The sequence below is a fragment of the Burkholderia sp. BCC1644 genome, from assembly GCF_902833225.1.
Taxonomy (GTDB): Bacteria; Pseudomonadota; Gammaproteobacteria; order Burkholderiales; family Burkholderiaceae; genus Burkholderia.
Window position 1 is genome coordinate 150,408 of sequence record NZ_CADFEI010000003.1, and the last position, 25,497, is coordinate 175,904.

At 65.2% G+C, this 25,497-nt stretch carries 17 protein-coding genes and 2 pseudogenes; 10 read left to right on the top strand and 9 right to left on the bottom strand.

What is annotated here, in order from left to right:
* Window positions 1–29: 29 nt before the first annotated feature.
* Together HWX87_RS07190 and gltP are read right to left on the bottom strand one after the other, a co-directional pair.
* Window positions 30–1,289, bottom strand: a complete 1,260-nt coding sequence (locus HWX87_RS07190; protein ID WP_176046479.1) for an aminotransferase class V-fold PLP-dependent enzyme — start codon at window positions 1,287–1,289, stop codon at window positions 30–32.
* Between the two features lie 53 nt (window positions 1,290–1,342).
* On the bottom strand, window positions 1,343–2,671 hold the full coding sequence (gene gltP, locus HWX87_RS07195) for a glutamate/aspartate:proton symporter GltP (RefSeq protein WP_176046480.1): 1,329 nt from the start codon (window positions 2,669–2,671) through the stop codon (window positions 1,343–1,345).
* 176 nt (window positions 2,672–2,847) lie between these two features.
* Here gltP and HWX87_RS07200 point away from each other — a divergent pair, with 176 nt between their 5' ends.
* The 3 genes from HWX87_RS07200 to HWX87_RS07210 all read left to right on the top strand — a co-directional run bounded on the left by HWX87_RS07200 (window position 2,848) and on the right by HWX87_RS07210 (window position 6,459).
* Window positions 2,848–3,765, top strand: coding sequence for a LysR family transcriptional regulator (locus tag HWX87_RS07200; RefSeq protein ID WP_176046481.1), 918 nt, complete (start codon window positions 2,848–2,850; stop codon window positions 3,763–3,765).
* A 431-nt stretch (window positions 3,766–4,196) separates the two neighbouring features.
* Window positions 4,197–5,504, top strand: coding sequence for a dicarboxylate/amino acid:cation symporter (locus HWX87_RS07205; protein ID WP_176046482.1), 1,308 nt, complete (start codon window positions 4,197–4,199; stop codon window positions 5,502–5,504).
* 13 nt (window positions 5,505–5,517) lie between these two features.
* Window positions 5,518–6,459, top strand: a complete 942-nt coding sequence (locus HWX87_RS07210) for an amino acid ABC transporter substrate-binding protein (protein ID WP_176046483.1) — start codon at window positions 5,518–5,520, stop codon at window positions 6,457–6,459.
* Window positions 6,460–6,539: 80 nt separating this feature from the next.
* On the opposite strand, the gene uvrA is transcribed toward HWX87_RS07210, so the two are convergent.
* Entirely contained in the window at window positions 6,540–12,434 is a 5,895-nt protein-coding gene (gene uvrA, locus HWX87_RS07215) for an excinuclease ABC subunit UvrA (protein ID WP_176046484.1), read from the bottom strand.
* 718 nt (window positions 12,435–13,152) lie between these two features.
* Here uvrA and HWX87_RS07220 point away from each other — a divergent pair.
* Genes HWX87_RS07220 through HWX87_RS07230 form a run of 3 tightly spaced genes read left to right on the top strand, consistent with a single transcriptional unit; the run spans window position 13,153 to window position 17,819 of the window.
* Window positions 13,153–14,634, top strand: coding sequence for a hypothetical protein (locus tag HWX87_RS07220; RefSeq protein ID WP_176046485.1), 1,482 nt, complete (start codon window positions 13,153–13,155; stop codon window positions 14,632–14,634).
* A 13-nt stretch (window positions 14,635–14,647) separates the two neighbouring features.
* Window positions 14,648–16,147 carry a hypothetical protein gene (locus HWX87_RS07225; protein WP_176046486.1) on the top strand — a complete coding sequence of 500 codons (1,500 nt, stop codon included), beginning with the start codon at window positions 14,648–14,650 and terminating at the stop codon, window positions 16,145–16,147.
* The gene (locus HWX87_RS07230; protein ID WP_244137621.1) at window positions 16,137–17,819 is read left to right on the top strand and encodes a hypothetical protein; all 1,683 of its coding nucleotides are present in this window, start codon (window positions 16,137–16,139) and stop codon (window positions 17,817–17,819) included. Before HWX87_RS07225 ends, HWX87_RS07230 begins: the two co-directional genes overlap by 11 nt.
* Before the next feature lie 145 nt (window positions 17,820–17,964).
* Here HWX87_RS07230 and HWX87_RS07235 read toward each other — a convergent pair.
* A pseudogene (locus HWX87_RS07235) lies at window positions 17,965–18,147 on the bottom strand (cytochrome C oxidase subunit IV); the annotation flags it as partial.
* Window positions 18,148–18,261: 114 nt separating this feature from the next.
* Window positions 18,262–18,386: pseudogene (locus tag HWX87_RS37935) on the bottom strand (MFS transporter); the annotation flags it as partial.
* A 167-nt stretch (window positions 18,387–18,553) separates the two neighbouring features.
* On the opposite strand from HWX87_RS37935, the gene HWX87_RS07240 reads away from it, so the two are divergent.
* The 4 genes from HWX87_RS07240 to HWX87_RS07255 all read left to right on the top strand — a co-directional run bounded on the left by HWX87_RS07240 (window position 18,554) and on the right by HWX87_RS07255 (window position 21,700).
* Window positions 18,554–18,961: a plastocyanin/azurin family copper-binding protein gene (locus HWX87_RS07240; protein WP_176046776.1), complete on the top strand. Its 408-nt coding sequence runs from the start codon at window positions 18,554–18,556 to the stop codon at window positions 18,959–18,961.
* A gap of 198 nt (window positions 18,962–19,159) precedes the next feature.
* Window positions 19,160–20,137 carry a chromate resistance protein ChrB domain-containing protein gene (locus tag HWX87_RS07245; protein ID WP_176046487.1) on the top strand — a complete coding sequence of 326 codons (978 nt, stop codon included), beginning with the start codon at window positions 19,160–19,162 and terminating at the stop codon, window positions 20,135–20,137.
* Window positions 20,134–21,312: a chromate transporter gene (locus HWX87_RS07250; protein ID WP_176046488.1), complete on the top strand. Its 1,179-nt coding sequence runs from the start codon at window positions 20,134–20,136 to the stop codon at window positions 21,310–21,312. Before HWX87_RS07245 ends, HWX87_RS07250 begins: the two co-directional genes overlap by 4 nt.
* Before the next feature lie 97 nt (window positions 21,313–21,409).
* Window positions 21,410–21,700, top strand: a complete 291-nt coding sequence (locus HWX87_RS07255) for a hypothetical protein (protein WP_176046489.1) — start codon at window positions 21,410–21,412, stop codon at window positions 21,698–21,700.
* 379 nt (window positions 21,701–22,079) lie between these two features.
* Here HWX87_RS07255 and HWX87_RS07260 read toward each other — a convergent pair whose 3' ends face one another.
* Genes HWX87_RS07260 through ctaD form a run of 4 tightly spaced genes read right to left on the bottom strand, consistent with a single transcriptional unit; the run spans window position 22,080 to window position 25,490 of the window.
* Complete coding sequence (locus HWX87_RS07260) at window positions 22,080–22,421, bottom strand: cytochrome C oxidase subunit IV family protein (RefSeq protein WP_176046490.1); 342 nt, start codon at window positions 22,419–22,421, stop codon at window positions 22,080–22,082.
* Between the two features lie 8 nt (window positions 22,422–22,429).
* Window positions 22,430–23,131 carry a heme-copper oxidase subunit III family protein gene (locus tag HWX87_RS07265; protein ID WP_176046491.1) on the bottom strand — a complete coding sequence of 234 codons (702 nt, stop codon included), beginning with the start codon at window positions 23,129–23,131 and terminating at the stop codon, window positions 22,430–22,432.
* Complete coding sequence (locus HWX87_RS07270; RefSeq protein WP_176046492.1) at window positions 23,128–23,739, bottom strand: cytochrome c oxidase subunit 3; 612 nt, start codon at window positions 23,737–23,739, stop codon at window positions 23,128–23,130. The genes HWX87_RS07265 and HWX87_RS07270 overlap by 4 nt, the downstream gene beginning before the upstream one ends.
* Window positions 23,736–25,490: a cytochrome c oxidase subunit I gene (gene ctaD, locus HWX87_RS07275; protein ID WP_176046493.1), complete on the bottom strand. Its 1,755-nt coding sequence runs from the start codon at window positions 25,488–25,490 to the stop codon at window positions 23,736–23,738. The genes HWX87_RS07270 and ctaD overlap by 4 nt, the downstream gene beginning before the upstream one ends.
* Window positions 25,491–25,497: the final 7 nt, after the last annotated feature.

Sequence of the window (25,497 nt, forward strand, 5' to 3'; positions counted from 1 at the left end):
GGCCCGGATGATCGGGGCCGTCTCGCCGATCAGCGCTGCGCCGCGAGCGCGTCGGTAATCGCGACGAATCGCGCGATATCGTCCGGCGCATGACAATGGAGCGGCGAGATCCGCACCGCGCCGCCGAGCCCGAACGATTTCAGCATCCGGCCCGAATACAGGCTCGATGCGACGCGCTCATAGACGATCACACCGTGCTTCTCGTATTCCCGCACCGCCTGCGTCGGTTCAAGGTGCGCGAAGCCGATCCCGACGATCAGGTCGCGCTGCGTCAGGTCGTCACGATCCCAATACACGTCGACGCCGTCGATCGCGCGCAACCCGTCGAGCAACGCGGCCAGCAGCGCGCGCTCGTGCAGCTCGATCCGGTGCATGCCCTCGACGAACAGCGTGCGGCGGTCGTCCGAATCGATGAAATACCGGCCGATCCAGGCCACGTAGTCGACGATCGCCGTCACGACCGCGAACTGCGCGGGCGCCGGGCTGCCGAGTTCCCATACGCCGCTCTCCTTCGCGGCGAGCCGGTGATGCGGCAATGCGGCCGCACGCGGCGACAGCCACGACATGCCCGAGCCGCGGCATCCGAAGAACTTGTACGGTGCGAAGTTGATCGCGTCGACCGGCGTGCGCTGCAGGTCGATGATCCCGTGCGGCGCATGCTGGACCGCGTCGACGACGATGAACAGATCGGGGTTCTTCTCGCGCGCCCGCGCGACGATCGTCTCGATGTCGAATTTCGCGCCGGAGATGTTCGACGCAGCCATCACGCTGAGCAGCGCGGTGTCCGCGTCGACCAGCGACACGATCGCGTCGACGTCCACGCCGCCAGTCTCCGGATTGCTCGGCGCGATACGCAGCGTCTTGCCGGTCCGTTGCGCGTAAACCGTCATCGCGTCGTACGAGGACGGGTGTTCGAGCACGGTCGTCACCGCGTTGGTGCCCGGCACGTGCTCCATGATCGCGCGCACCATGTCGAACATCGCGCCCGACGCGGTCAGCGACGCATACACGGTGCCGCCCTGCGCGTTCAGGATCGTGCGCACGTCGTCCTCGCCGCGCGACTGGATCGCCTGCAGATCGAGCGCGCGCGCGTGGATCCGCTCCGGGCAATCGGGCAGCGCATCGACCCGTGCGTACGCGTCGACCGCGGCCTTCAACCGGAACGACCCGCCTGCGTTGTCGAAGAACAGCCGCTCGCGGCCGTCGACGTCGCGATCGACGTGATGAAAGCGCGACTTGATTTGCTGTATCAACGCGTCGGGAAAAAGTGCACCACGGGGACTGCTCATCTTCGATGCTCCTGTTTGCTTCGGAATGTTGTGCGATACGTGCATGGCGGCGTTCAGCCGCGCAGCGATTCGACGTACGCGCGGCCCTTCTCCGCGTCGTACCGGCCTTCCCATTTCGCGATGACGAGCGGCGCGAGCGCGTTGCCGACGACGTTCAGCGCGGTGCGGCCCATGTCCATGATCCGGTCGACGCCGGCAATGAACGCGAGCCCTTCGAGCGGCAACCCCGCACTCGCGAGCGTCGCGAGCATGATCACGAACATGAAGCCCGGCACACCGGCGGCGCCCTTCGACGTGACGACCATGGTCAGCGTCAGCAGCACCTGCTGCTGCCAGCCGAGATGCACGCCATAGAGCTGCGCGACGAACAGCGTGCCGATGCCGAGATAGATCGACGCGCCGTCGAGGTTGAACGTGTAGCCGGTCGGCACCACGAACGTCGTGATGCTCTTCGGCACGCCGTAGTCCTCCATCTTCTTCATCAACTGCGGCAGCACGGTCGCCGAGCTGCAGGTCGAGAACGCGATGATCAGCTCGTCCTTGATCACGCGCAGCAGCGTCAGGATGCGGAACCCGAACAGCCGCGCGATCACGCCGAGCACGGCGATCGCGAACAGCAGGATCGCGAAGTAAGTGACGGCGACGAGTTTCAGCAGCGGCAGCAGCGATCCGAAGCCGAAGCTCGAAACGGTCACCGCGATCAGCGCGCACACGCCGACCGGCGCATAGCGCATCACCATGTTCGTCACCTTGAACATCGCATCGGCGATGCCCTTGAGCATCGCGAGCACCGGCTTGCGATGTTCTTCCGGCACCGACTGCAGCCCGAGCCCGAACAGCAGCGAGAAAAAGATCACCGGCAGCAGGTCGCCCTTCGCCATCGACGCGACGATGTTGTCCGGGATGATGCCGAGCACCAGCGCCATCAGCCCGTGATGCGCCTGCTGCACCTGTTGCGTGGTCTGCTGGTAACGGGAAATGTCGGTGTGCCCGAGTTGCGACATGTCGGTGCCGACGCCCGGCTGCAGCACGTTGCCGATCACGAGCCCGAGCACGATCGCGATCGTCGTGATCACCTCGAAATAGAGCAGCGTCTTGAGGCCGAGGCGGCCGAGCGACTTGCCGTCGCCGACGCCGGCGATGCCGATCACCATGCTCGTGAACACGATCGGCACGACGATCATCCGCACCAGCTTGATGAAGATGTCGCCGGCCGGCTGCAGCAACCCGGACACGACCGTGTCGCGCAGCTGCGGAAACCGGTTCAGCACGAGCCCGGTCGCGATGCCGATGACGAGGCCGATGACGATCTGCCACGCGAGCCCGACGCGCGGCTTGCGGGCCGCGTCGGCGACGGGCGGGGAATCGATGACGGTGTCCATGCAATCTCCAGGAAATGGGGGTTCGATTGAACGCTGGGTGCGATGCGGCGCGTTTTCTGATGAACGCACTCGCCAGGCGACGCAACGGGAGCACCTTAAACAGCCGAAATATGTAAAAAAAGCGATTTTTTGACATGCGAACATATCGCTTTTATTCATCTATCGAGGGACACGCGATGCTGACGTTCAAGCAGATGGAAGCGCTGTACTGGATCGTGCAGCTCGGCTCGTTCGACGCGGCCGCGACGCGCCTGAACACGACGCAGTCGGCCGTATCGAAGCGGATCCAGGAACTCGAACGCGCGTTCGAGCTAACCGTCTTCGATCGCGCGCATCGCAGCGCGCGGCTCACCGACAAGGGCGCGGAGCTGTTCGATCACGCGAAGGAACTGCTCGAGCAACGCGATCGCGTGGTCGAGCGGATGAGTTCGAAGGAAGCGCTGGTACGGCATGTCCGGATCGGCGTGACCGAGCTGACCGCGCTGACGTGGCTGCCGCGCCTGATCGCGGCGATCCAGGCCGCGTATCCGCGCGTGCACGTGGAAGCCGAGGTGGACCTGACCGCGACGCTGCGCGACCGGCTCGCGGCCGACACGATCGATCTGATCGTGGTCCCGCAGATTCATGCGACGGATGCGTTCACGGCGACGGTGGTCGGCGAGGTCGACAACGCGTGGATGTGCGCGTCCGGATTCATGCCGAAGTCCCGGGCCGCCCTTGCGTTGACGGACATCGCGCGGTTTCCGCTGATCCTGCAAGGGAACCTGTCGGGCACCGGGCACCTGTACACGCGCTTTCTGCAGGAACACGGCGTCGCGATGCAGCGCGTGCTGTCGAGCAACAGCCTGCTCGCGCAGATCGGCCTGACGCTGTCGGGGCTGGGTGTCAGCTATCTACCCAAGGCGTGCGTCGCGCACCTCGTCGCTTGCGACGCGCTGGAGATCGTGCGCACGCAGCCGGCGCTGCCGCCGGTTCGCTACGTCGCGCTGCATCGCGCCGAACGCGCCCATTCGCTGACCGCCGAGATCGTCGGGCTCGCGGCGCAGGCGTGCGATTTCAGCACGAGCCTGCTGGATCCCCGGGCGCATGAATAACGAAGCATCCCGACAACGGGAACGGCCCGACCGGCCCATGACGCGATGCGCGTGCATCGCTGCACACCGAGGCACACGGTCAGATCTCCAGCGTCATCGATCACGTGCTGCGCATTCAGGATTGAACGGAATCACCTTGACGCGACGCGCCGGCGGCTTCGCTACGCATATTCCGACGCCAACGAGCCGCCGTCACCGCAACGTCGCGAACGTCGAACCGCCAGTGTGCTGCTCCGCACAAAGCGGTATCGGGTTGCGCCGGCTTCGGGCACGAATCATGCACGAAGCGCCACCGGCGCCATCACCGTCGCCACGATCAGCGTGACCCGGCGCTAGCGCAAACCCGAACCCGGTTGCACTGTTCATCGCCATTCTGGTCCTGTATCGTCCTCCCATTCCCGATTGCGAAACCGCTGCATGGGAGGCTTACGATGCGTAAAAAGAATGCTGCAGCCGTCTGGATCCTGATCGCGATGGTGGCAGGCATCGCGATCGGCTACATGGTCTTCACGAGCTTTCCGGACAAGAAGGCCGCCGCCGAAGTCGCCGGATACATCTCGCTCGTCTCCGACGTGTTCCTGCGCCTGATCAAGATGGTGATCGGGCCGCTCGTCTTCTCCACGCTGGTCGTCGGCATCGCGCACATGGGCGACGCGGCCTCGGTCGGGCGCGTGTTCGCGAAATCGATTACCTGGTTCATCACCGCGTCGCTGGTCTCGCTGCTGCTCGGGCTGCTGATGGCGAACCTGCTGCGACCCGGCGACAATCTCGGCTTGCCGCTGCCGGACATCGGCGCATCCGCGAACCTCGCGACGTCCAAGTTCACGCTGAAGGATTTCGTCGGCCACATGGTGCCGAGGTCGTTCGCCGAGGCGATGAGCAATAACGAAATCCTGCAGATCGTCGTGTTCTCGATGTTCTTCGGCGTCGCGCTCGCCGCGCTCGGCGATCGCGGCAAGGTCCTCATCGCCGCGATCGACCAGTTGTCGCACGTGATGCTCAAGATCACCGGCTACGTGATGAAGCTCGCGCCGCTCGCGGTGATGGCCGCGATGGCCGCCACCGTCGCGGTCAACGGGCTGTCGGTACTGCTGAAGTTCGCGGTGTTCATGGGCGACTTCTACGTCAGCCTGTTCCTGCTCTGGGGCCTGCTCGTGTGTGCCGGGCTGGTGTTCCTCGGGCCGCGGGTGTTCAAGCTGCTGGTGCTGATCAAGGAAGCGTTCATGCTGTCGTTCGCGACGGCCAGCTCCGAAGCCGCGTACCCGAAGATCCTCGACGCGCTCGACCGTTTCGGCGTGAAGCGCAAGATCTCGAGCTTCGTGATGCCGATGGGCTATTCGTTCAACCTCGACGGGTCGATGATGTACTGCACGTTCGCGTCGCTATTCATCGCGCAGGCGTACAACATGCACCTGTCGCTGGGCACGCAGATCACGATGCTGCTCGTGCTGATGCTCACGTCGAAGGGGATGGCCGGCGTGCCGCGCGCCTCGCTCGTCGTGATCGCGGCCACGCTGCACCAGTTCGGGCTGCCGGAGGCCGGGCTGCTGCTGATTCTCGGCGTCGACACGTTCCTCGACATGGGCCGCTCGGCCACCAATGCGGTGGGCAACTCGATCGCGAGCGCGGTGGTCGCGAAGTGGGAAGGCCAGCTCCTGTCGGAAGCGGAAGCCGAAGCCAACGCGGCGCGCATCGAAGCGGAACAGGAAGCGTCAATCGCACATCCGACGCAAGTCTGACGGAGGCCCGGCGATGAAGATGCAGCGATTCTGGCGTGCGCTCGCGCTCGCGGGCCTGCTCGCCACGGGCGCGACCTCGCGCGCGGAAGATGCGCCGTCGACGCTGCCGCGCGTCGAGCCGTTCGCGCCGGCCCAACTGACCGGCACGCTCGCGAAGGTGCGCGGCAGCGGCACGATCGCGCTCGGCTATCGCGACGCGTCGATCCCGTTCTCGTACCTGAACGCGCGCAACCAGCCGATCGGCTATTCGATCGAGCTGTGCAAGGCGCTCGTGGCGTCGATCGAGGATGCGATCAACAAGAGCCTGACGATCCGCTGGGTGCCGGTCACGTCCGACAACCGTATCGACGCGGTGGTCGGCGGCAAGATCGATCTGGAATGCGGCTCCACGACGAGCAACCTGGAGCGCCAGAAACGCGTGGCGTTCTCGCCGATCTTCTTCGTGGCCGGCACGAAGGTGATGGTGAAACGCGGCGCGCCGATCCGCTCGTTCCGCGATCTCGCGGGCAGGAAAGTCGCGGTGACGGCCGGCACGACCAACGAGAAGGCGCTGCGCGACCTGAACGACCGGTTCAGGCTCGGGATCCAGCTACAGGTGGTGCCGGACCATGCGCAGGGCTTCGCACTCGTCGCGAACGGCGGCGCCGACGCGTTCGCGACGGACGACGTACTGCTGTACGGCCTGATTGCCGAGAATGCGAGCAAGGGCGGCCAGTACGACGTGGTGGGCGACTTCCTGTCCTACGACCCGTACGGCATCATGTTCCGCAAGGACGATCCGCAGCTCGCTCAGGTCGTGAAAAGCACGTTCCAGGAACTGGCCACCGACGGCGAGATCGCGCGTCAGTACAAGCGCTGGTTCCTGCGCCCGCTTCCGTCGGGCTTGAGTCTCAACCTGCCGATGAGCCCGCAACTGGAGACCATCATCGAGACGATCGGCGTGAAGGGGGAATGAGCGCAGCGACCTGAATGATGAAACAGGCGCGGCCCCGATGCCGCTCGTGGCACCGGAGCCGCTCGCCGGATACAACGCGTTCAGCCGACCCGTGCCGCGCCCTGCTGCTCCGCTTCAACGTCTTCGCTGGCCGTCCGCGCCAGCACCGGCTTCAACGCCTGCCCCGTATGGCTCGCGCTCACCTTCACGAGCGCTTCGGGCGGCGCGGCCGCGACGATCGTACCGCCGCCCACGCCGCCTTCCGGCCCGAGATCGATGATCCAGTCGGCTTCCGCGATCACGTCGAGGTCATGCTCGATCACGACGACGCTGTGCCCCGCATCGACGAGCCGGTGCAGCACGCGGATCAGCTTCGCGACGTCCGCCATGTGCAGGCCGACCGTCGGTTCGTCGAGCACGTACAGCGTATGCGGCGCCTTCTGCCCGCGCCGCGTGATGTCGTCGCGCACCTTCGTGAGTTCGGTGACGAGCTTGATGCGCTGCGCCTCGCCGCCGGACAACGTCGGCGACGGCTGGCCGAGCGTCAGGTAGCCGAGCCCGACATCCTTCATCAGCTGCAGCGGATGCGCGATGTTCGAGATCGGCGCGAAGAATTCCACGGCCTCGTCGATCTCCATTGTCAGCACGTCGCCGATGTTCCGGCCGCGCCACGTGACGGCGAGCGTCTCCGGGTTGAAGCGCTGCCCGTGGCACACGTCGCACGGCACCTTCACGTCGGGCAGGAAGCTCATGCCGATCGTGCGCACGCCTTGCCCTTCGCACGCGGGGCAACGCCCGTCGCCCGTATTGAACGAGAATCGCGACGCCGTATAACCGCGTGCACGCGCCTCCAGCGTATCGGCGAACAGCTTGCGGATCGTGTCCCACACGCCGATATAGGTCGCCGGGCACGAACGCGGCGTCTTGCCGATCGGCGTCTGGTCGACTTCGAGCACGCGGTCGATCTGCTCCCAGCCGCTCAGCGACTCGCAGCCCTGCCACGCATGCGTGACATTCAGCGACGGCCGCGGCGCGCTGCGCGCGAGCACGCTCGAACGGCGGTTGGTGGCCGGTGCGTCCTGCTGCGCGGCCTTGCGCGCGCGCCGCGTGGCCGGCGACGACAGCACCGAGCGGCCAACCGCGTCGAGCAGGTTCGTCATCAGCACGTCGCGCGCAAGCGTCGACTTGCCTGAACCGCTGACGCCCGTCACCGCGACGAGCCGCGCGAGCGGAATGCCGACCGTGACGTCGCGCAGGTTGTGCAGCCGTGCACCATGCACGGTCAGCCACGCCTCCGGCACGGCCGCGCCGCCCTTCTTGCCCGGCAGGCTCACGCTGCGGCGCGGCTGCAGCGGGTGCGTCATCGGCTGCGCGAGCAGCCGGCCCGTGACCGAATCGGCCTGCGCGGCGAGATCGGCGACCGCGCCCTGCGCGACCAGCGTGCCGCCACGCTTGCCGGCGCCCGGGCCGACGTCGATGATGTGATCGGCGCGGCGGATCGTGTCCTCGTCATGCTCGACGACGACGAGCGTATTGCCCTTGTCGCCGAGCTTGCGCAGCGCGTCGAGCAGGATCTGGTTGTCGCGCGGATGCAGGCCGATCGTCGGCTCGTCGAGCACGTAGCAGACGCCCTGCAGGTTGCTGCCGAGCTGCGCGGCAAGCCGGATGCGCTGCGCTTCGCCGCCCGACAGGCTCGGCGCCGCGCGATCGAGGCTCAGGTAGCCGAGCCCGACTTCCTCGAGAAACGCGAGGCGGCTGCCGATCTCGCTGACGATGTCGCGCGCGATCTGCGCGTCACGCCCCGTCAGCTCCAGCCCGTCGATCCAGCGGCGCGTGTCCGACACCGTCCATTGCGCGACCTCGACGATCGGATGCGCGTCGAACGTGACCGCGCGCGCGGACGGGTTCAGCCGCGTACCGTTGCAATCCGGGCACGGCTCGTTGCCGACACCTTCCGGTTCCTGCTCGTCCGACGGCAGCGTTTGCTCGCGGCCGCGATCGTCCCCGGCGAGCACCGTGTCGTCGTACGCGGCGCGCTGCTCGCGCGTGAGCGTGACGCCGGTGCCCACGCAGGTCGTGCACCAGCCATGCTTGCTGTTGTACGAGAACATCCGCGGGTCCAGCTCCGGATAGCTCGTGCCGCACACCGGGCACGCACGCTTGACCGACAGCACCTTGATCGTGCCGACGCGCGCGGTCGACCGGTCACCCTGCATCGCATCGTGCAGCCCGTCGAGCGGCGCGAGCAGATGCATCACGCCCTTGCCGAGCTCGAGCGTCTCGTCGAGCCTGCGCCGCAATTCGGCTTCGTTGTCCGGCGACACGACGAGATCGGCGACCGGCAACTCGATCGTATGCTCGCGGAAGCGATCGAGCTTCGGCCACGGATCGACCGGCACGAACTCGCCGTCGACACGCAGATGCGTGCTGCCGCGCGCCTTCGCCCACTTCGCGAGATCCGTGTACACGCCCTTGCGGTTGACGACGAGCGGCGCGAGCAGCCCGACGTGTTCGCCGCGATGGTCGCGCAGCAGCTGCGCGGCGATCGATTCGACCGATTGCGACGTGACCGGCGTACCGTCGTGGACACAATGCTGCAGCCCGAGCTTCACGTACAGCAGCCGCAGGAAGTGCCACACCTCGGACGTGGTCGCGACCGTGCTCTTGCGCCCGCCGCGCGACAGCCGCTGCTCGATCGCAACGGTCGGCGGAATGCCATACACCGCGTCGACTTCGGGGCGGCCGGCCGGCTGCACGATCGAGCGTGCGTATGCGTTCAGCGATTCGAGGTAGCGGCGCTGGCCTTCGTGAAACAGGATGTCGAACGCGAGCGTCGACTTGCCGGACCCCGACACGCCGGTGATCACGTTGAACTTGCCGTGCGGGATGTCGACATCGAGCGCCTTCAGGTTGTGCTCGCGCGCGTTGACGATCCGCACGACGTCCTCGCCTTCGATCGCGCGCCGCTCGCGCGCCGCGTTCAGCACGGCTTGCAGCGGCTTGCCTTCGTCGGCGAGCGCCGCTTCGGCATCCATCGCGCGGTCGTACTGCAGCAGCGCCACGCCGGTATGCGATTCGGCGCAGGCCTTCACGTCGTCGGGCGTGCCCGCGCACAGCACGAGGCCACCGCCGTCGCCGCCCTCCGGGCCGAGATCGATCAGCCAGTCGGCCGCACGGATCACGTCGAGGTTGTGCTCGATCACGATCAGCGAATGGCCGGCCGCGAGCAGCTTGCCGAACGCCTGCATCAGCTTCGCGATGTCGTCGAAGTGCAGCCCGGTGGTCGGCTCGTCGAACATGAACAGCTTCGCACGCGCGACGCGCGCCTCTTCCGTCGCAACCCGGCGCCCGTTGGCCGCCGCCGCGGATTCGGCGAGGAAGCCCGCGAGCTTCAGGCGCTGCGCCTCGCCGCCCGACAGCGTCGGCACCGGCTGGCCGAGCTTCACGTATTCGAGGCCGACGTCGACGATCGGCTGCAGCACGCGCAGCACCTCGGCGTCGGTCGCGAAGAACGCGGCCGCTTCGCTGACGGTCAGGTCGAGCACGTCGGCGATGTTCAGCGCGCGGCCGTTGCGCTCGATGCGCACTTCGAGAATCTCGGCGCGGTAGCGGCTGCCGTCGCAGTCCGGGCAGCGCAGGTAGACGTCGCTCAGGAACTGCATCTCGATGTGCTCGAAGCCCGAGCCGCCGCAGGTCGGGCAACGGCCGTCGCCCGAGTTGAAGCTGAACGTGCCGGCGCTGTAGCCGCGCTGCAACGCGAGCGGCGCCTTCGCGAACAGCTTGCGGATCTCGTCGAACGCGCCGACGTAGCTCGCCGGGTTCGAACGCGTGGTCTTGCCGATCGGCGACTGGTCGACGAACACGACGTCGCCGACCTGGTCGGCGCCCGTGAGGCTGCGGTACGCGCCCGGCGACTCGGTCGCCTTGCCGTGATGCCGCGCCATCGCCGGATACAGCACGTCCTGCAGCAGCGTCGATTTACCGGAACCCGACACGCCCGTCACGCAGACGAGCCGCTGCAGCGGAATCTCGACCGTCACGTCGCGCAGGTTGTGTTCGCTCGCGCCTTCGAGCACGATGCGCGGCGTATTCGCGTCGACGACGCGGCGTGCCCAGTTCGACGCATGCGCGACCTGCTTGCGGCCGCCGAGATACTCGCCCGTCAGCGTGTGCGCCGAACGGATGTCGGACGGCGTGCCGTCGTAGACGATCGTGCCGCCGCGCTCGCCCGGGCCGGGCCCCATGTCGATCAGACGATCGGCCGCGAGCATCACCGACGGATCGTGCTCGACCACGACCAGCGTATTGCCCGCATCGCGCAGCCGCTGCATCGCCTCGACGATCCGCGTCAGGTCGCGCGGATGCAGCCCGATGCTCGGTTCATCGAGGACGAACAGGGTTTTGGTCAGCGACGTGCCGAGCGCCGTCGTCAGGTTGATCCGCTGCACCTCGCCGCCCGACAGCGTGCGGCTTTGCCGGTCGAGCGTCAGGTAGCCGAGCCCCACGTCGCACAGGTATTTCAGGCGCGTGCGCACTTCGGCGAGCAGCAGTTTCAGCGCATCGTCGAGCAGCGCGCTCGGCAGGCTGATGCCGTCGAAGAAGCGACGGATGCGTTCGATCGGCAGCAGCATCAGGTCGTGCACGGTCAGGCCCGGCAGCGCCTCGAGCTGCGCGCGGCTCCAGTCGACGCCGCGCGGCAAAAAACGATCGGCCGGCGCGAGCACGCCGTCGGCGTTCTCTTTCGAGCCGAGCCGCCATTGCAGCGATTCCGTCTTCAGGCGCGCGCCGCCGCACACGTCGCACGGCGTGTAGCTGCGGTACTTCGACAGCAGCACGCGGATGTGCATCTTGTACGCTTTCGATTCGAGGTAGCCGAAGAAGCGCTTCACGCCGTACCACTGGCTCTGCCACTTGCCGTTCCAGTCCGGCGAACCGTTGACGACCCAGTCGCGTTCGGTATCGGTCAGCTCGGACCACGCCACGTCGCGCCGGATGCCGGCCTTCGCCGCGTAGCGCATCAGGTCGTCCTGGCACTCTTTCCACGCGGGCGTCTGCATCGGCTTGATCGCGCCGCCGCGCAGCGTCTTGCGCGCGTCCGGAATCACGAGGCCGAGATCGACGCCGATCACGCGGCCGAAGCCGCGGCAGGTTTCGCACGCGCCGTACGCCGAATTGAACGAGAACAGCGCCGCTTGCGGCTCCGCGTAGCGCAGGTCGCTGTCGGGATCGTGAAGCCCGGTGGAGAAGCGCCACACCTGCGGCTCGGCAATCGCGTTTTCTGCTTCCGGTGCCAGCACGTACACGTTCACGCGCCCGCCGCCGCGCTTCAGCGACGCCTCGATCGCCTCGACCACGCGCACCTTGTCGGCCTGCTGCACGCGGAAGCGGTCGGCCACCACGTCGAGCACCTTGCGCGGCCCGGTGGGCGACGCGACTTCGCGCTGCGCCTGCACGCGCGTGTAACCGCTCGCGGACAGCCACTGCGCGATTTCCTCGTCGGACACCGCCTCCGGCAGCTCGACCGGGAACGTGACGACGACGCGCGGATCGTCCGCCAGCGTGCGTGCGACGAGATCCGCGTAGATCGTCTCCGGCGTGTCGTGCCGCACCTGCCGCGCGGTCTGGCGGTCGAACAGCTCGGCCGCGCGCGCGTACAGTAGCTTCAGGTGATCGTTCAGCTCGGTCATCGTGCCGACGGTCGAACGCGAACTGCGCACCGGGTTGGTCTGGTCGATCGCGATCGCGGGCGGCACGCCGTCGACGCGCTCGACCTGCGGGCGGTCCATCCGGTCAAGGAACTGGCGTGCGTACGCGCTGAAGGTCTCGACGTAGCGCCGCTGCCCTTCCGCGTACAGCGTGTCGAACACGAGACTCGACTTGCCCGAGCCCGACGGGCCGGTGACGACCGTCATTTCGCCGGTGCGCAGGTCGAGATCGAGATTCTTGAGGTTGTGCTGACGTGCTCCGCGAATGCGGATCAGATTGCTGGATGACAATTTGCCTGCCCGTCTGAATGAGTTAGCCGGATTTCACGGTGCCGGAACGCTGCGGCGGATACCCGCAGGCGCGGCGCACGTGCCGCAAGGGTTGCACCTGTGCGGCTCGAGTTCGACGGGTACTATACTGTATATTCATACAGTTTTCCATGACGACCCTGCGGACGTCATGGGCAGGCGGCCGGGTGTCGGGATTCACGTCCCGCAGAATTCGGCTCGGTACGGGGCTGGGCCTGCCATGGGTAGCGATGCGGACGTCAGGTCAGTCGTCGCCCTTTTTCACTGCGTGACAGTCCATCCAGACCCACCGTGACGTTCCGGTCGACCACGCCCCCTTTTCCCGCGTGTGTTCCACGCGTCGATTCCACACCCCGACTCGATCCGGACGTGCCGTCAGGGAGCCGCGTCGGCACCCGGGTAACTTCGGACGCAATTTTCCGAAAGCGCCGCAATTAGCCGATATCGATGAAGTGTGCAGGTCACTAGCATTTCATCAAACCGAAGGCACGCAGGCTGACGGGTGGCGCGACGACACGGAATGCGGCGAAAACCGATGGGATGCCATACAGGGTCCCGGTCGGCAATGCTCGACCCGCCGACGTCATTACCGTCCGTGACCGCGATGAACGACAGCAGAAGGAAGGCCGGGGCATTCGAGCAGTTTCACGTCATTTCTCTGCGCAAACCATAAAGGAGCTACGACTCCTGGGAGACATTCATGCGACGCTGCAACATCCTATGCGCAGTCCTGTTGTTGGCTTCATCCATTGTCGCCGGCCTCGCGGCTTGCAGTGGTCATGATGGCGTCGACGCCGCCCATGCAACGATCGCAGCAGACGACTTGCCGGAAACGGGGCTTCAGGGTCAAGTACCGCTCGCCGACCAGAACAGCGGTCGCTCGGCTGCAGGCTATCGCAAAGGCGTGGCGCTCGTGGGTCAGTCGACGTTGATGGATCGGGGCGCCAACATGCAACTCGCGTGGTACAGGAACTGTGCCTACGTTGACAACGGCTCGGCGGGAGACCACCCCCTCGAGGGCCTCGCGGTGGTTGATGTCAGCGATCCAACGAAGCCTTCTCTCGTCAAGATCGTCTCGAGCCCCACGGGGCGAAACAGCTGGGAAGGGCTGGAAGTGGGTTCGGCCACCGGCGTCATGGTGGCGTTCGCGACCTCACGAACGAATCCCTTATACGTCAGCCTTTTCGGAACGGACAATCCGAACAACGATGCCATCGCCGCGGACGCACTGGACGTCTATGACATCTCGCAGGACTGTCGCAATCCGATCCGCGTTGCCACGCTGAATACCCGTGGCCTCTTCCCCGGCGGCATGCACGGCCTGAAAATTGCCCCGGATGGCAAGACTGCCTACATTTCGACGATCAAGGGATCCTCGGCGCCGGAATCACAAGCCACGCTCGCTGCCGTCGATCTTTCGGTGCCCTCGGCGCCGAAGGTCATCGCAACGTGGAACTGGAGCGACGATGCAGAGAACACTGGCGCCGAGGCATGGCATGACGGCGACATCAGCTCGGACGGCAACACGCTCTATTGGGGAACCGCTGCATCCTTCGCGAACGAGCCAGTCAAACATACGGGCGTCCGCGCGTTTGACGTCACGTCGATTCAAAACCGTTCCGCCAATGCGTCCTTCAGGTTGCTCGGGAAAGTTGACTGGACCGACTGCGGGGACGCACAGGGACACACGGTTCAGTTTGCGACCGTCAATTCCGTGCCGTATCTGTTCGCGGGTGCCGAGTGTCCGGGCGTGCAGTATCACGTCATTCCAGTCACCGATCCCGCGCACATGACGGTAGCAGCAACTTACACGACCGAGGCCAGCGACCCGAAAAACGCAGCCGCCGTGGCAAACGACAACGTCCTGTACTGGGGCCACTACACCGGCGTGGACAATGTGTCGAATGCCACCACGCTGTTTGTCACCTGGTACGGCTCCGGCTTACGCCTGCTCGACATCCGGGACCCGCTCCATATCAGGGAGTTCGCGTACTACAACCCTCCCGCGCATCCCAACAACGTCTTCTGCGGCTTCATGTGCGCAACCAAGAACGAATTCCTGATGAGCGACGTTCACTACGACACGCGTTCGGGAAATATCTGGTTCGCGGGTGTGAATGGCGGCTTCTACGTCGCGCATGTCACGACGTCTGCCGGCCCGAACGGACTGAGCGTACATTGAACGGACCGTCGCGATGCAACACCGGAAACCGCAACGGAGCCTGTCGCCTGGAGGCGCGACGGGTTTCGCCACCCTCGCCTGCCTGGTCCCGTCGGACGTCGACGCTCACGCATTTGGCGCAACCTACACGCTCCCCTTGCCGCTCTGGTTGTATCTATACGGTTGTATCGCCGCGCTGGCTGCGTCGTTCTTGGTCGCAATTGTCGTGGGACGGGATGGGCACCGGCCTGGCGTGCAATCTCACCTCCAGCGGGCCGATCTCGTGCTCGGTCATCGCGGCATCGGCGCCTCCCGCCCTCGCTGGCATCGCGCCGGCTGGGCGGCGGCCCTGGTTTTCAGCACGGTGTGCGGGTTGGGTGGCTCACAAGTCGCCAGCGCGAATGCAAGCATGACGTTGTTCTGGGTATTGTTCCTTCTCGGCTTTCAGTACGCTTGCGCATGCTTCGGGAATCTCTATCGCAACATCAATCCGTGGCAGACGACTGCGCAAGTCATGGGGATTGCGGAGAGCGGTAGCAAACCTGTGCAACATGGCGATTCACGCGGCTACTACGTCGCGTTCGCCTTCATGTACGCATTGATCTGCCTTGAGCTGTTCGGGACAGGAAATCCCCGCGAACTCGGGATTGCGTTGCTCGCATACACGACGATCAACATCCTTGGTGCGTTCGCACTCGGCACACGCGTCTGGTTCGGGAACTTCGAGGCGTTTGCGGTGGTATTCGACATCGTCGGCTCGCTCTCCCTGCTGCGCCCTGCCAGAAGACATCTGAAGATCGTCGATCCCGTCATGGTGCCGTGTGCCGACGGCGGCGCATTGTGCGCGCCCCCTGCCGGGCTCGTGTTGTGCATCCTCTTCCTGCTGTCCTCAACCGCCTTTGACGGCCTTCGCGACACGCGCGTCTTTGTCGATCTTTACTGGGTTCGCCTTTATCGATGGCTGACGCCCCTGGTGGGTTCGGATATCACCCAATCTTTTGCGCGCTTGCAGACGGGCTATCACGCGTTTCAGTACATCGTCTTGTTTTTTTCTCCGCTGCCGTTTGCATTTGTCCTCTGGCTGGCGTGCCGGTGCGGCAAAGCGCTGATGCGGACGCGCATTTCCTCCGTCCTGCTCGCGCACGCCTTTGCCCCAGCGATCATTCCCGTGGCCGTCGGATACAACGTCGCGCACTACTTCATGCTTGTCGCGATGCAAGGGCCGGATATCGTAAGACTCCTGTCCGATCCGTTCGGACAAGGCTGGGATCTGTTCGGCACCGCATATCGTCACCCTGTCACGTTGATCCTTCCGGCAGATCTCGTCTGGCATATCCAGGTTGCCGCGATTCTGGTCGGCCATGTAATCGGCATCCTTTTCGCCCATCGAATCGCACTCCAGATCTTTGGTACGGGGAAAATGGCCGCCCTCAACCAGTTCCCGACGCTCGTCGTGATGCTGCTTTACACAACGACGGGACTGTGGATTCTGTCCGCACCCATCGCAGGCGCCGGCATGGCTGTTGTTCGATAAGAAGCGGCAGGTTTCCATCGATACGGAGGAAGACAAAATGCAATTACGGAACCGGTTGGCGATCGTGATCTCGCTCGGCACGCTCGTGCTCACTGGCTGCGGCGGACACGAGGACGAAACCGCGGGTCAGGCAGCCGACGTTTCCGTGGCCGACTACGTCGTTCCGCGGGTGTCGAACTGCGTCTCCGGGGACCGGCCCGAGACGGCGCTGCAAGGCCAGGTGCCGGCTGCGCTTCGTCAGTCCGGGTTCGGTGGATTCAACTGCAACCTGAAGCTCGTCAGCCAGTTGCAGGGCGAAGGCGCATCGTGGTCTTCTGCCACCTACACCGACAGGCAAGGTCAGACCTGCTTCTATCACGCCACGATGGGCGCGACGCCGATATTCAACAATCCGTCTGCGCCACCGCGTGTGAACCCCGGCGTGCCGGTGATCGATATCACCGACCCTGCGCGACCGATGCGGGTGAGCGCATTGACGTCCACGTCCATGATCGACCCCTGGGAGTCACTGCGCGTCAACGTCGCCCGCGGGATCCTCGCGGCTGATAACGGACTGGGCGGCGCCGGCGGGCCCGAGATCGACCTGTACGACATTTCCACCGACTGCACCCGGCCCCAACTGCTTGCGAGCGTGCCCGTCGGTACGGGGACGGACGGCGGCATCGTCCCGTCGGTCAAAGCACTGGGCCACGAAGGGGCATTCTCGCCGGATGGTTTTACCTACTACATCGGGGCAAGCGCCGCAAAGACCTACTATGCGGTGGATTTGACCGTGCCGACGCAACCGAAGCTGATTGCTTCGATCAGCATGTCCGACCTGGAATTTGGATCACTGCCCCACGGCCTGTCGGTGAGTCAGGACGGAACACGGGCGTACTTTGTCGCGGCCGGAAACGGTGGCCCCGCATACCGCCAGGGCCCGGCGCCGTTGAACGACGCGAACGCCAACGGGGATAACGGGTTCTTCGTCATCGATACCAGCGAAGTCCAGCGTCGCCGGCCGAATGCGCAAATGCACCGCATCGCGACGGTACCGGTGCGAGACGGCAGTGCGGCACAGCACACGATCTCATTCTTGGTCGGAAGCAAACCCTATCTGATCGAAGTGGACGAAGGAGGATCGGGCGGATTTCAGGACCCTGCGGCAACGGACGTGCAAGCCGCCTGCAATGCGGGCATGACGCCGTTTCCGCTGGGACATATCTACGACATGTCGAACGAAGCTTCGCCCAGACTGGTCTCCGAACTGCGTCTCGAAACACACGCGGTCCAGAATTGCAGCAAGGTCATTCCCGACGTCAAGGGATTGACTACGTTCACCTACGGCAGCCACTACTGCAGCGTGGATAACCGGCAGAACGCCACTGCGCTGGCTTGCAGCTACTTCAACTCGGGCGTGCGCGTGTTCGATATTCGCGATCCGTCCAGACCCAGGGAGATTGCCTACTACAACCCGCCTTCCGCCAAGGCTCCCGGCGCCGGGTCCGGGCACCTCATGCTCGGCCAGTATCGGGAGGGCGGCCCCGACTGGTGTTCCTCGCGCCTCGATTTCGATTTCGACCGGCATTTGCTGACGACGGCGTGCCAGGACAATGGTCTGCTCGTCCTGTCGTTCGAAAACGGCTCGTGGCCCTTCCCGGAAAGCACGAGGGCAACTGAGATCGGCAACTGACGCACCCGCATCACGCTCTCCTCGTGTCGTGGCACACGGGGAGTACAACTGAAAGAGTCGCGATGTGCCGTATGACGCACCGAATTCCGGGGCGTCACACGGCCCGCACTGCGGTACATCATCCGTGAGTCGGCCGCCAGGGGAATCAGCGAAAGAAGAGTTCCCGCATGCCGAACGTGTGATGCGCTTCGGCCGCCATCAGCACCATCAGCACCAGCAGGCACGGCGGCGGTACCCGGATCGCATACACCGGCGCCAGCCGCTCCCACATCATGTGCATGAAGATCGACACGATCGGCCCGGCCTTGGCGATCATCAACACGACGACCCTGCGGACGTCATGGGCAGGCGGCCGGAGCCTCGGCGCGCAGCAGCAACGGCATGGCCGTACGAAAACCAATGGCGCTCCAGCGAAGCAAGTGGCCCACGGCCCAATGCGCTCCCACATGGCACCTGCCATGGCGCCGGCAAGCAACATGCAACGCCCGTCTATCAGGTCGAATACGCCGCACGCGGTGCCGCGCAACGCGGCGGGTGACGTTCAGACGCCATCGCGGCAAGTACGCCGAAATCGACAGGAATAAGTCGCCCGCGCCGCGCGTTTACTGCACGTATCCCACGCAGTTGAAAGACCCGTGCCGTTGCCATGGCAGGGGCACGTTCGTGCTCGCCGGCGCCGCCGGGCGCAATCGCTCGAAGCGCGCCTGCGCAACTTTCATTCAAAGGGGGCTGTCATGCGTGTTGTTTACCGAATTGCCGGCGTCGTCATGCTTTGCACGATTTCGCATGCGGGCTGGGCTCAGCAATCCGTCAAAGCGACCTTGCTGTCGAACTCGATCAAGCTTGAAACGCATAGCGTGAAGGCTGGCCGCATCAAACTTGTCGTCGCGAACACCGCGAACAACAACATGGAGCACGAACTCGTCGTGTTCAAAACGGACCTTGACGATAACGCGCTGCCCGTCGGCAAGGAACAGGTGCTCGAACACAAGCTGACCAAGATCGGGGAAGTCGAGGACATCGCGCCGGGCAAGACCAAATCCGCGTCATTCAGGCTCACTCCTGGACGCTACGTCCTGATTTGCAACAAGCCCGGACACTATGCGGCAGGCATGCACACGGTACTGGCCGTGACACCGTAAGCGTGACGGGGGCGGGATGGCGCACAACGTCCACTCGAAAGCCTCCCTCCCCTTGCCGGCGCAACGCCCCCGGATGCCGATTCGGCCCTCCATCCCGCCGGTTATCCGTCATCGGATCCCGACCATCGAGTCGATACGATCGGGAAAGCGACCAAAATTCCTTTGTAGATAATTCAACATCTACGTAGAATATTCTACATGGATGCCATCTCGATCTGGTCGCTTCTCGTTCTTACCCTGCCGACGGAAAACGCCACGGCCCGCATGCGGTTCTGGCGCGCGCTCAAGGCGAAGGGCTGCGCGGTGCTACGCGACGGCATCTACTTGCTTCCGTACACGGACGAACACGAAAGCACGTTGCGCGAACTCGCGGACGCCATCGAGGAAAGCGGCGGCACGGCCTATCTGCTGCGCGCACCGAGCCTCGACACATCGCAGGAGCAGGCATTCCGTGCGCTCTTCAATCGCGACGAAGACTACGCGGCATTTGCCCGCACGCTCGCCGACGCACGCAAGACGGTGGCCGGGCAGTCCGCCGCTGAACTCGCCCGCCTGCTGCGCCGCCTGCGCAAGGATTTCGACGCACTCCACGCGATCGACTATTTCCCCGGTGACGCGGCAGTTCGCGCCGAAGTCGCGCTGCAGGATTTCGTTGCGCTGGTCGACACCGTGCTGTCGCCGGGCGAACCGCACGCCGCGGACCGCGAGATCCGGCCGCTCGCGATCGATGCATATCAGGGCCGCGCGTGGGCGACACGTCAGCGCATGTGGGTCGACCGCGTCGCGAGCGCGTGGCTGATCCGCCGTTTCATCGACGCGCGCGCGCGCTTCATCTGGCTGGCGTCGCCGGCCGATTGTCCGGTCGATGCGCTGGGCTTCGATTTCGACGGCGCAACGTTCACCCATGTCGGCGAACGCGTGACGTTCGAAGTGCTGCTCGCGAGTTTCGGGCTCGACCAGGACCCGGCGCTGATGCGGCTGGGCGAGATCGTGCACGCTCTCGATGTGGGCGGCACCACCGCGCCGGAAGCGGTCGGCTTCGAGGCCGTGATGGCCGGCATGCGGCAACGTACGGACAACGACGATCAACTGCTCGAACAGATGAGCGCGGTACTCGACGCCCTGTATGCGCATTTCGCGTCGAACGACCGGAACGGGACCGAGGCCAAGCCATGACCACCGCTATCGTCGCGACCGAACCGACCTATTCGCTGGGCCAACTGATCGGCTACATGCTGCGTCTCGGCACGTTCGGATTCGGCGGACCGGTCGCGCTCGCGGGCTACATGCGTCGCGACCTCGTCGAGCGGCGCGGCTGGATCACTGAAGCCGACTACAAGGAAGGGCTCACGCTGGCCCAGCTCGCGCCGGGGCCGATGGCCGCGCAACTCGCGATCTACCTCGGCTTCGTCCACTACCGGATTCTCGGCGCGACGCTCGTCGGCTTCGCGTTCGTCATCCCGTCGTTCGTGATGGTGCTCGCGCTCGGCTTCGCGTACGCGCACTTCGGCGGGTTGTCGTGGATGCAGGCCGTGTTCTACGGCGTCGGCGCCGCGGTGGTCGGCATCATCGCGATGAGCGCATACAAGCTCACGACCAAGACCGTCGGCCACGACAAACTCCTCTGGGCCATCTTCCTGACGCTGGCCGTCGTGACCTTCATCACGGAATCGGAAATTGCGTGGCTGTTCGTCGTCGCCGGGCTGATCGGCTGGCTGTGGCGCGCACCGCCCAAATGGCTGCACAAGGGAGGACTGAATGCCGTGGCCGCCGCCAACCTGCCGGCAGCCAGCGGACTGCTGAGCGGCATCGATCTGCCGCAACTCGTTCAGATCGGCGCGTTCTTCATGAAGGCGGGCGCATTCGTATTCGGTTCCGGACTCGCGATCGTGCCGTTCCTGTACGGCGGCGTCGTCACCGAGCATCACTGGCTGAACGACAAACAGTTCGTCGATGCCGTCGCGGTCGCGATGATCACGCCCGGCCCGGTCGTGATCACCGTCGGCTTCATCGGGTATCTCGTGGCGGGTTTTCCCGGCGCGTGCGTTGCCGCGCTCGGCACGTTCCTGCCTTGCTATCTGTTCACCGTCATTCCCGCGCCGTACGTGAAGAAGTACGGCCACCGGCCCGGCGTGAAGGCGTTCGTCGACGGTATCACGGCCGCGGCCGTCGGCGCGATCACGGGCTCCGTGCTCGTCATCGCGAAGCGATCGATCGTCGACGTCCCGACCGCCCTGCTCGCGCTCGCAACCGTACTGCTGCTATGGCGCTTCAAGAAGCTGCAGGAGCCGGTGATCGTGACCGCTGCAGCCCTCGTCGGCCTCGTGGCGTATCCGCTGCTCCATCACTGACCCGCGTACACGGGGGCGGACGCTGCGTTGTCGAACGGGTTCTCGTCCACTCTAAGGAGCGGTCATGCGAAGGCCCTGCGGATGGATGGCTGTCGTCATGGCGATCGCCGTCTCGATTGCCCTGTCCGGTTGCGGAAGAGGCACGCCCGACCGGGCTTCCGGTGAGACCGTCGCGCTCGAGCAAGTGCCGGCGCCGGTAAGAACGACGATCGAGCGGCAACGGCAAGGCGGCCACGTCGAAACGATTCAACGGCGCGCGAAGAATGGCCGGTCGCTCTATGTCGTCACGATTGTGCAGGGCGACCAGGAACAGCGCCTGATTCTGGCCGACGACGGCAAGCTCGTCAGCAGCCGCCCGGCCGGCGACGACGAAGAAGACGACGACTGACCCGTCAGCCGTGCGACCACGCATCTCCCATACGGCCGGACAGGGGGAGCGCCATGAAGTGGATGACGCGGGAACGTCCCTGAAGCGATCGCATCGCTTCTTCGTGGCGCGTCGCCCGATTCATCAACGACGCACCCGGATTTCCCTACGTGCCCGGCGTCGCGCCCCCTCCTTCGAGTCGAGCGACCGACACGTGATCGCGTGATCAATGGACATCACCCGGGAAGTTCCGCGTCAAACGAGCCGGAATGCGGATGGTTCGCACGTGAGCGAACCGCAGGTTCGACGCTGCATGAACCTCACCGCCGAAGCGCGCCGGCGTAGCGGTGCGAGCGGTTCCAGGTCAGGTGAATCCCGACACGCGCGGCCGGCGAAGACATCAGCGAAAGAACAGCTCCCGCATCCCGAACGTGTGATGCGCCTCGGCCGCCATCAGCACCATGAGCACCAGCAGGCACAGCGGCGGAACCAGGATCGCGTACACCAGCGCCAGCCGCTCCCACATCATGTGCATGAAGATCGACACGATCAGTCCGGCCTTGGCGATCATCAGCACGACGATCAGCACCCAGCGCAGCAGGCCCTGAACGTGGAAGTAATCGACCAGGTACGACATCGTGCTCAGCAGGAACAGCAGGCCCCAGATCTTCAGGTAGAGGCCGATCGGATGCTGCTGGCCGTGCGCGGCGTCGGGTCGATCGGCGGGATCGGTGTGGTCCATGGCCTGCCTCACCACAAATAGAACAGCGCGAAGATGAACACCCACACCAGGTCGACGAAGTGCCAGTACAGGCCGGCGATCTCGACAATCTGGAAGTTGCCGTGCTCGATGAACCCCGGCCGCATGATCTTGCGTGCAACCAGCAGCAGGTAGATCACGCCGCAGGTCACGTGAAAGCCGTGGAACCCGGTGATCGTGAAGAAGCACGCGCCGAACTGCGCCGCGCCCAGCGGGTTGCCCCACGGACGGATACCTTCATGAACGATCAGCTTGGTCCATTCGAGGGCCTGCATCGACACGAAGGCCGCGCCCAGCAGCGCGGTCGCGAGCAACAGCATGCCGGCGCGCCGGGCGTTGCGCCGGTAGCCGAAGTTGACGGCCATCGCCATGGTGCCGCTGCTGGTGATCAGGATGAACGTCATGATGGCGATCAGCAGCAACGGCACATCCAGGCCGCCGACCGAAAGCCCGAACACCTTCGACGTGTCGGGCCACGGCGCCGTGGTCGAGATGCGCACCGTCATGTAGCCGATCAGGAAGCTGCTGAAGACGAAGGTGTCCGACAGCAGGAAGATCCACATCATCGCCTTGCCCCACGGCACCTTGAAGGCTTCGCGGTCGGCCGACCAGTCCGTGACGACGCCGCGCCAGCCGTCGGGCCCGGCTTCGTCCGGCGGGATAGGCGCGGATTCGGTGGGGAGCGAGGTCACGGCGCGACTCCATACAGCGGCCCGCAGACGGCGGCGACGATCCCGGGCGTCAGCCACCACATCGCCGCCAGCAGCACGAGCCAGACCGCGAGCAGGAAATGCCAGTAGAGCGCGCACAGCGCGATCGCGTGCTGCACCCGGAACGGGTCCGCGCGCCGGAGATACGAAAGCGTCATGGCCCAGGCCACCAGCGCGCCCAGCACATGCACTCCGTGCAGGCCGGTGAGCAGGTAGAGAAAGCTGTCGGACGGATTGACGATGACGGTCTGCCCAGCCGCCGACAGCATGTGCCACGCGGTCAGTTGCCCGGCCACGAATACGGCCGCCAGCACGCCGCCGCACACCAGCCACGCCGTGCGGTGCAACGTCAGTTGCCGGGCGCGCTGCATGGCGACGCTGGCCAGCGCCAGCGCGCCGGTGTTCCACCACAGCAGCACCGGATGCGGGATCGGCTGCCAGTCAGGCTCGCGCATGCGCATCGCATAGGCAAGCAGCAGCAGCGAAAACAACGTCGTGGCGACCGCCATGAAGACGACCAGGCCGGTGCGGCCCGCATTCGGCAAGCCGGGTGGCGCGTCGTGAACGAAGGGGCGCGGCAGCGTGGTCATTCGCGGGCCTCGCCGGGGTGAAGCGCCGGGTGAGCCGGTTCAGGCACCGTCGCGGGCGGCTGGTTTTGCGGGACGAAGTCTTCCGCCTGCCCCGGCGGGCTGTATTCGTAGGCCCCGCGGTAAACCACGGGCAGCGCGGCGCCCCAGTTGCCGTGCGCGGGCGGTGTTTGCGGCGTCTGCCACTCCAGCGTGGTGGCCCGCCACGGATTGCCGTCGGCACGCTTGCCGTGCACGAGGCTCCACGCCAGGTTGAACAGGAACAGCAGCTGCGCCGCCGCGACGATCAGCGCGACGACGGTGATGAACGTGTTGAGCGTCTGCGCCGAATGCGGAATGAAGCTGTAGCCCTGATACGCGTAATACCGCCTCGGCATGCCGAGAATCCCGAGATAGTGCATCGGGAAGTAGATCGCATAGGTGCCGACGAAGGTGATCCAGAAGTGCGCGCGCCCGAGCGTGTCGTCGAGCATGCGGCCCGTCACCTTCGGGTACCAGTGGTAGAGCCCGCCGAACACCACCAGGATCGGCGACACGGCCATCACCATATGGAAGTGCGCGACCACGAAATACGTGTTCGACAGCGGAATGTCCACGCTCACGTTGCCGAGGTAGAGCCCGGTCAGCCCGCCCAGCACGAAGGTGCTGATGAAGCCGATCGCAAACAGCATCGGCACGGTCAGGTGGATGTCGCCGCGCCACAGCGTCAGCACCCAGTTGTAGACCTTGAGGGCGGTCGGGACGGCGATGATCAGTGTCGTGGTCGCGAAGAAGAAGCCGAAGTACGGATTCATGCCGGCGATGAACATGTGGTGCGCCCAGACCACGAAGCTCAGCGCGCCGATGATCACGATCGCCCACACCATCATCCGGTAGCCGAAGATGCTCTTGCGCGCGTGCGTGCTGATCAGGTCCGACGCGATGCCGAAGGCCGGCAGCGCGACGATGTAGACCTCCGGATGCCCGAAGAACCAGAACAGGTGCTGGAACAGCAGCGGGCTGCCGCCGGCGTGCTTGAGCGTCTGCCCCATCGACACTACGGCCGGTATGAAGAAACTGGTGCCGAGCGTCCGGTCGAGCAGCATCATCACCGCCGACACGAACAGCGCCGGAAATGCCAGCAGCGCCATGATGGTCGCAATGAAGATGCCCCATACCGTGAGCGGCATGCGCATCAGCGTCATGCCGCGCGTGCGCGCCTGCAGCGTGGTGGTCACGTAATTCAGGCCGCCCATCGTCGCCGCGACGATGAAGATCGCGAGCGACACGAGCATCAGCACGATGCCCCACTCCACGCCCGGCGTGCCCGGCAGGATCGCCTGCGGCGGATACAGCGTCCAGCCCGCGCCGGTCGGCCCGCCCGGCACGAAGAAGCTCGCCAGCAGGACCAGCACGGCCAGCAGGTAGACCCAGTAGCTCAACATGTTGAGAAACGGGAACACCATGTCGCGCGCGCCCAGCATCAGCGGGATCAGGTAGTTGCCGAAGCCGCCCAGGAACAGCGCCGTCAGCAGGTAGATCACCATGATCATCCCGTGCATCGTGACGAACTGGTAGTAGTGGTTCGCGTCGATGAAACTGAATTTGCCCGGAAACCCGAGCTGCAACCGCATCAGGTCCGACAACACGAGGCCGACCAGGCCGATGGCGATGGCCGTCAGCGCATACTGCACCGCGATGACCTTGTGGTCCTGGCTCCAGACATAGCGCGTCCAGAAGCTGTGCGGGAGGTGGTCGTGATGGGCGTAGGGCATGAGGTCT

Bases quoted from the DNA above. Each gene is read 5' to 3' on its own strand.
- HWX87_RS07190 (WP_176046479.1), bottom strand. From the start codon at position 1,289: ATGAGCAGTCCCCGTGGTGCACTTTTTCCCGACGCGTTGATACAGCAA.
- HWX87_RS07245 (WP_176046487.1), top strand. From the start codon at position 19,160: ATGGATGCCATCTCGATCTGGTCGCTTCTCGTTCTTACCCTGCCGACG.
- HWX87_RS07220 (WP_176046485.1), top strand. From the start codon at position 13,153: ATGCGACGCTGCAACATCCTATGCGCAGTCCTGTTGTTGGCTTCATCC.
- HWX87_RS07205 (WP_176046482.1), top strand. From the start codon at position 4,197: ATGCGTAAAAAGAATGCTGCAGCCGTCTGGATCCTGATCGCGATGGTG.
- HWX87_RS07250 (WP_176046488.1), top strand. From the start codon at position 20,134: ATGACCACCGCTATCGTCGCGACCGAACCGACCTATTCGCTGGGCCAA.
- HWX87_RS07260 (WP_176046490.1), bottom strand. From the start codon at position 22,421: ATGGACCACACCGATCCCGCCGATCGACCCGACGCCGCGCACGGCCAG.
- HWX87_RS07255 (WP_176046489.1), top strand. From the start codon at position 21,410: ATGGCGATCGCCGTCTCGATTGCCCTGTCCGGTTGCGGAAGAGGCACG.
- HWX87_RS07225 (WP_176046486.1), top strand. From the start codon at position 14,648: ATGCAACACCGGAAACCGCAACGGAGCCTGTCGCCTGGAGGCGCGACG.
- HWX87_RS07210 (WP_176046483.1), top strand. From the start codon at position 5,518: ATGAAGATGCAGCGATTCTGGCGTGCGCTCGCGCTCGCGGGCCTGCTC.
- HWX87_RS07270 (WP_176046492.1), bottom strand. From the start codon at position 23,739: ATGACCACGCTGCCGCGCCCCTTCGTTCACGACGCGCCACCCGGCTTG.
- HWX87_RS07240 (WP_176046776.1), top strand. From the start codon at position 18,554: ATGCGTGTTGTTTACCGAATTGCCGGCGTCGTCATGCTTTGCACGATT.
- HWX87_RS07200 (WP_176046481.1), top strand. From the start codon at position 2,848: ATGCTGACGTTCAAGCAGATGGAAGCGCTGTACTGGATCGTGCAGCTC.
- ctaD (WP_176046493.1), bottom strand. From the start codon at position 25,490: ATGCCCTACGCCCATCACGACCACCTCCCGCACAGCTTCTGGACGCGC.
- gltP (WP_176046480.1), bottom strand. From the start codon at position 2,671: ATGGACACCGTCATCGATTCCCCGCCCGTCGCCGACGCGGCCCGCAAG.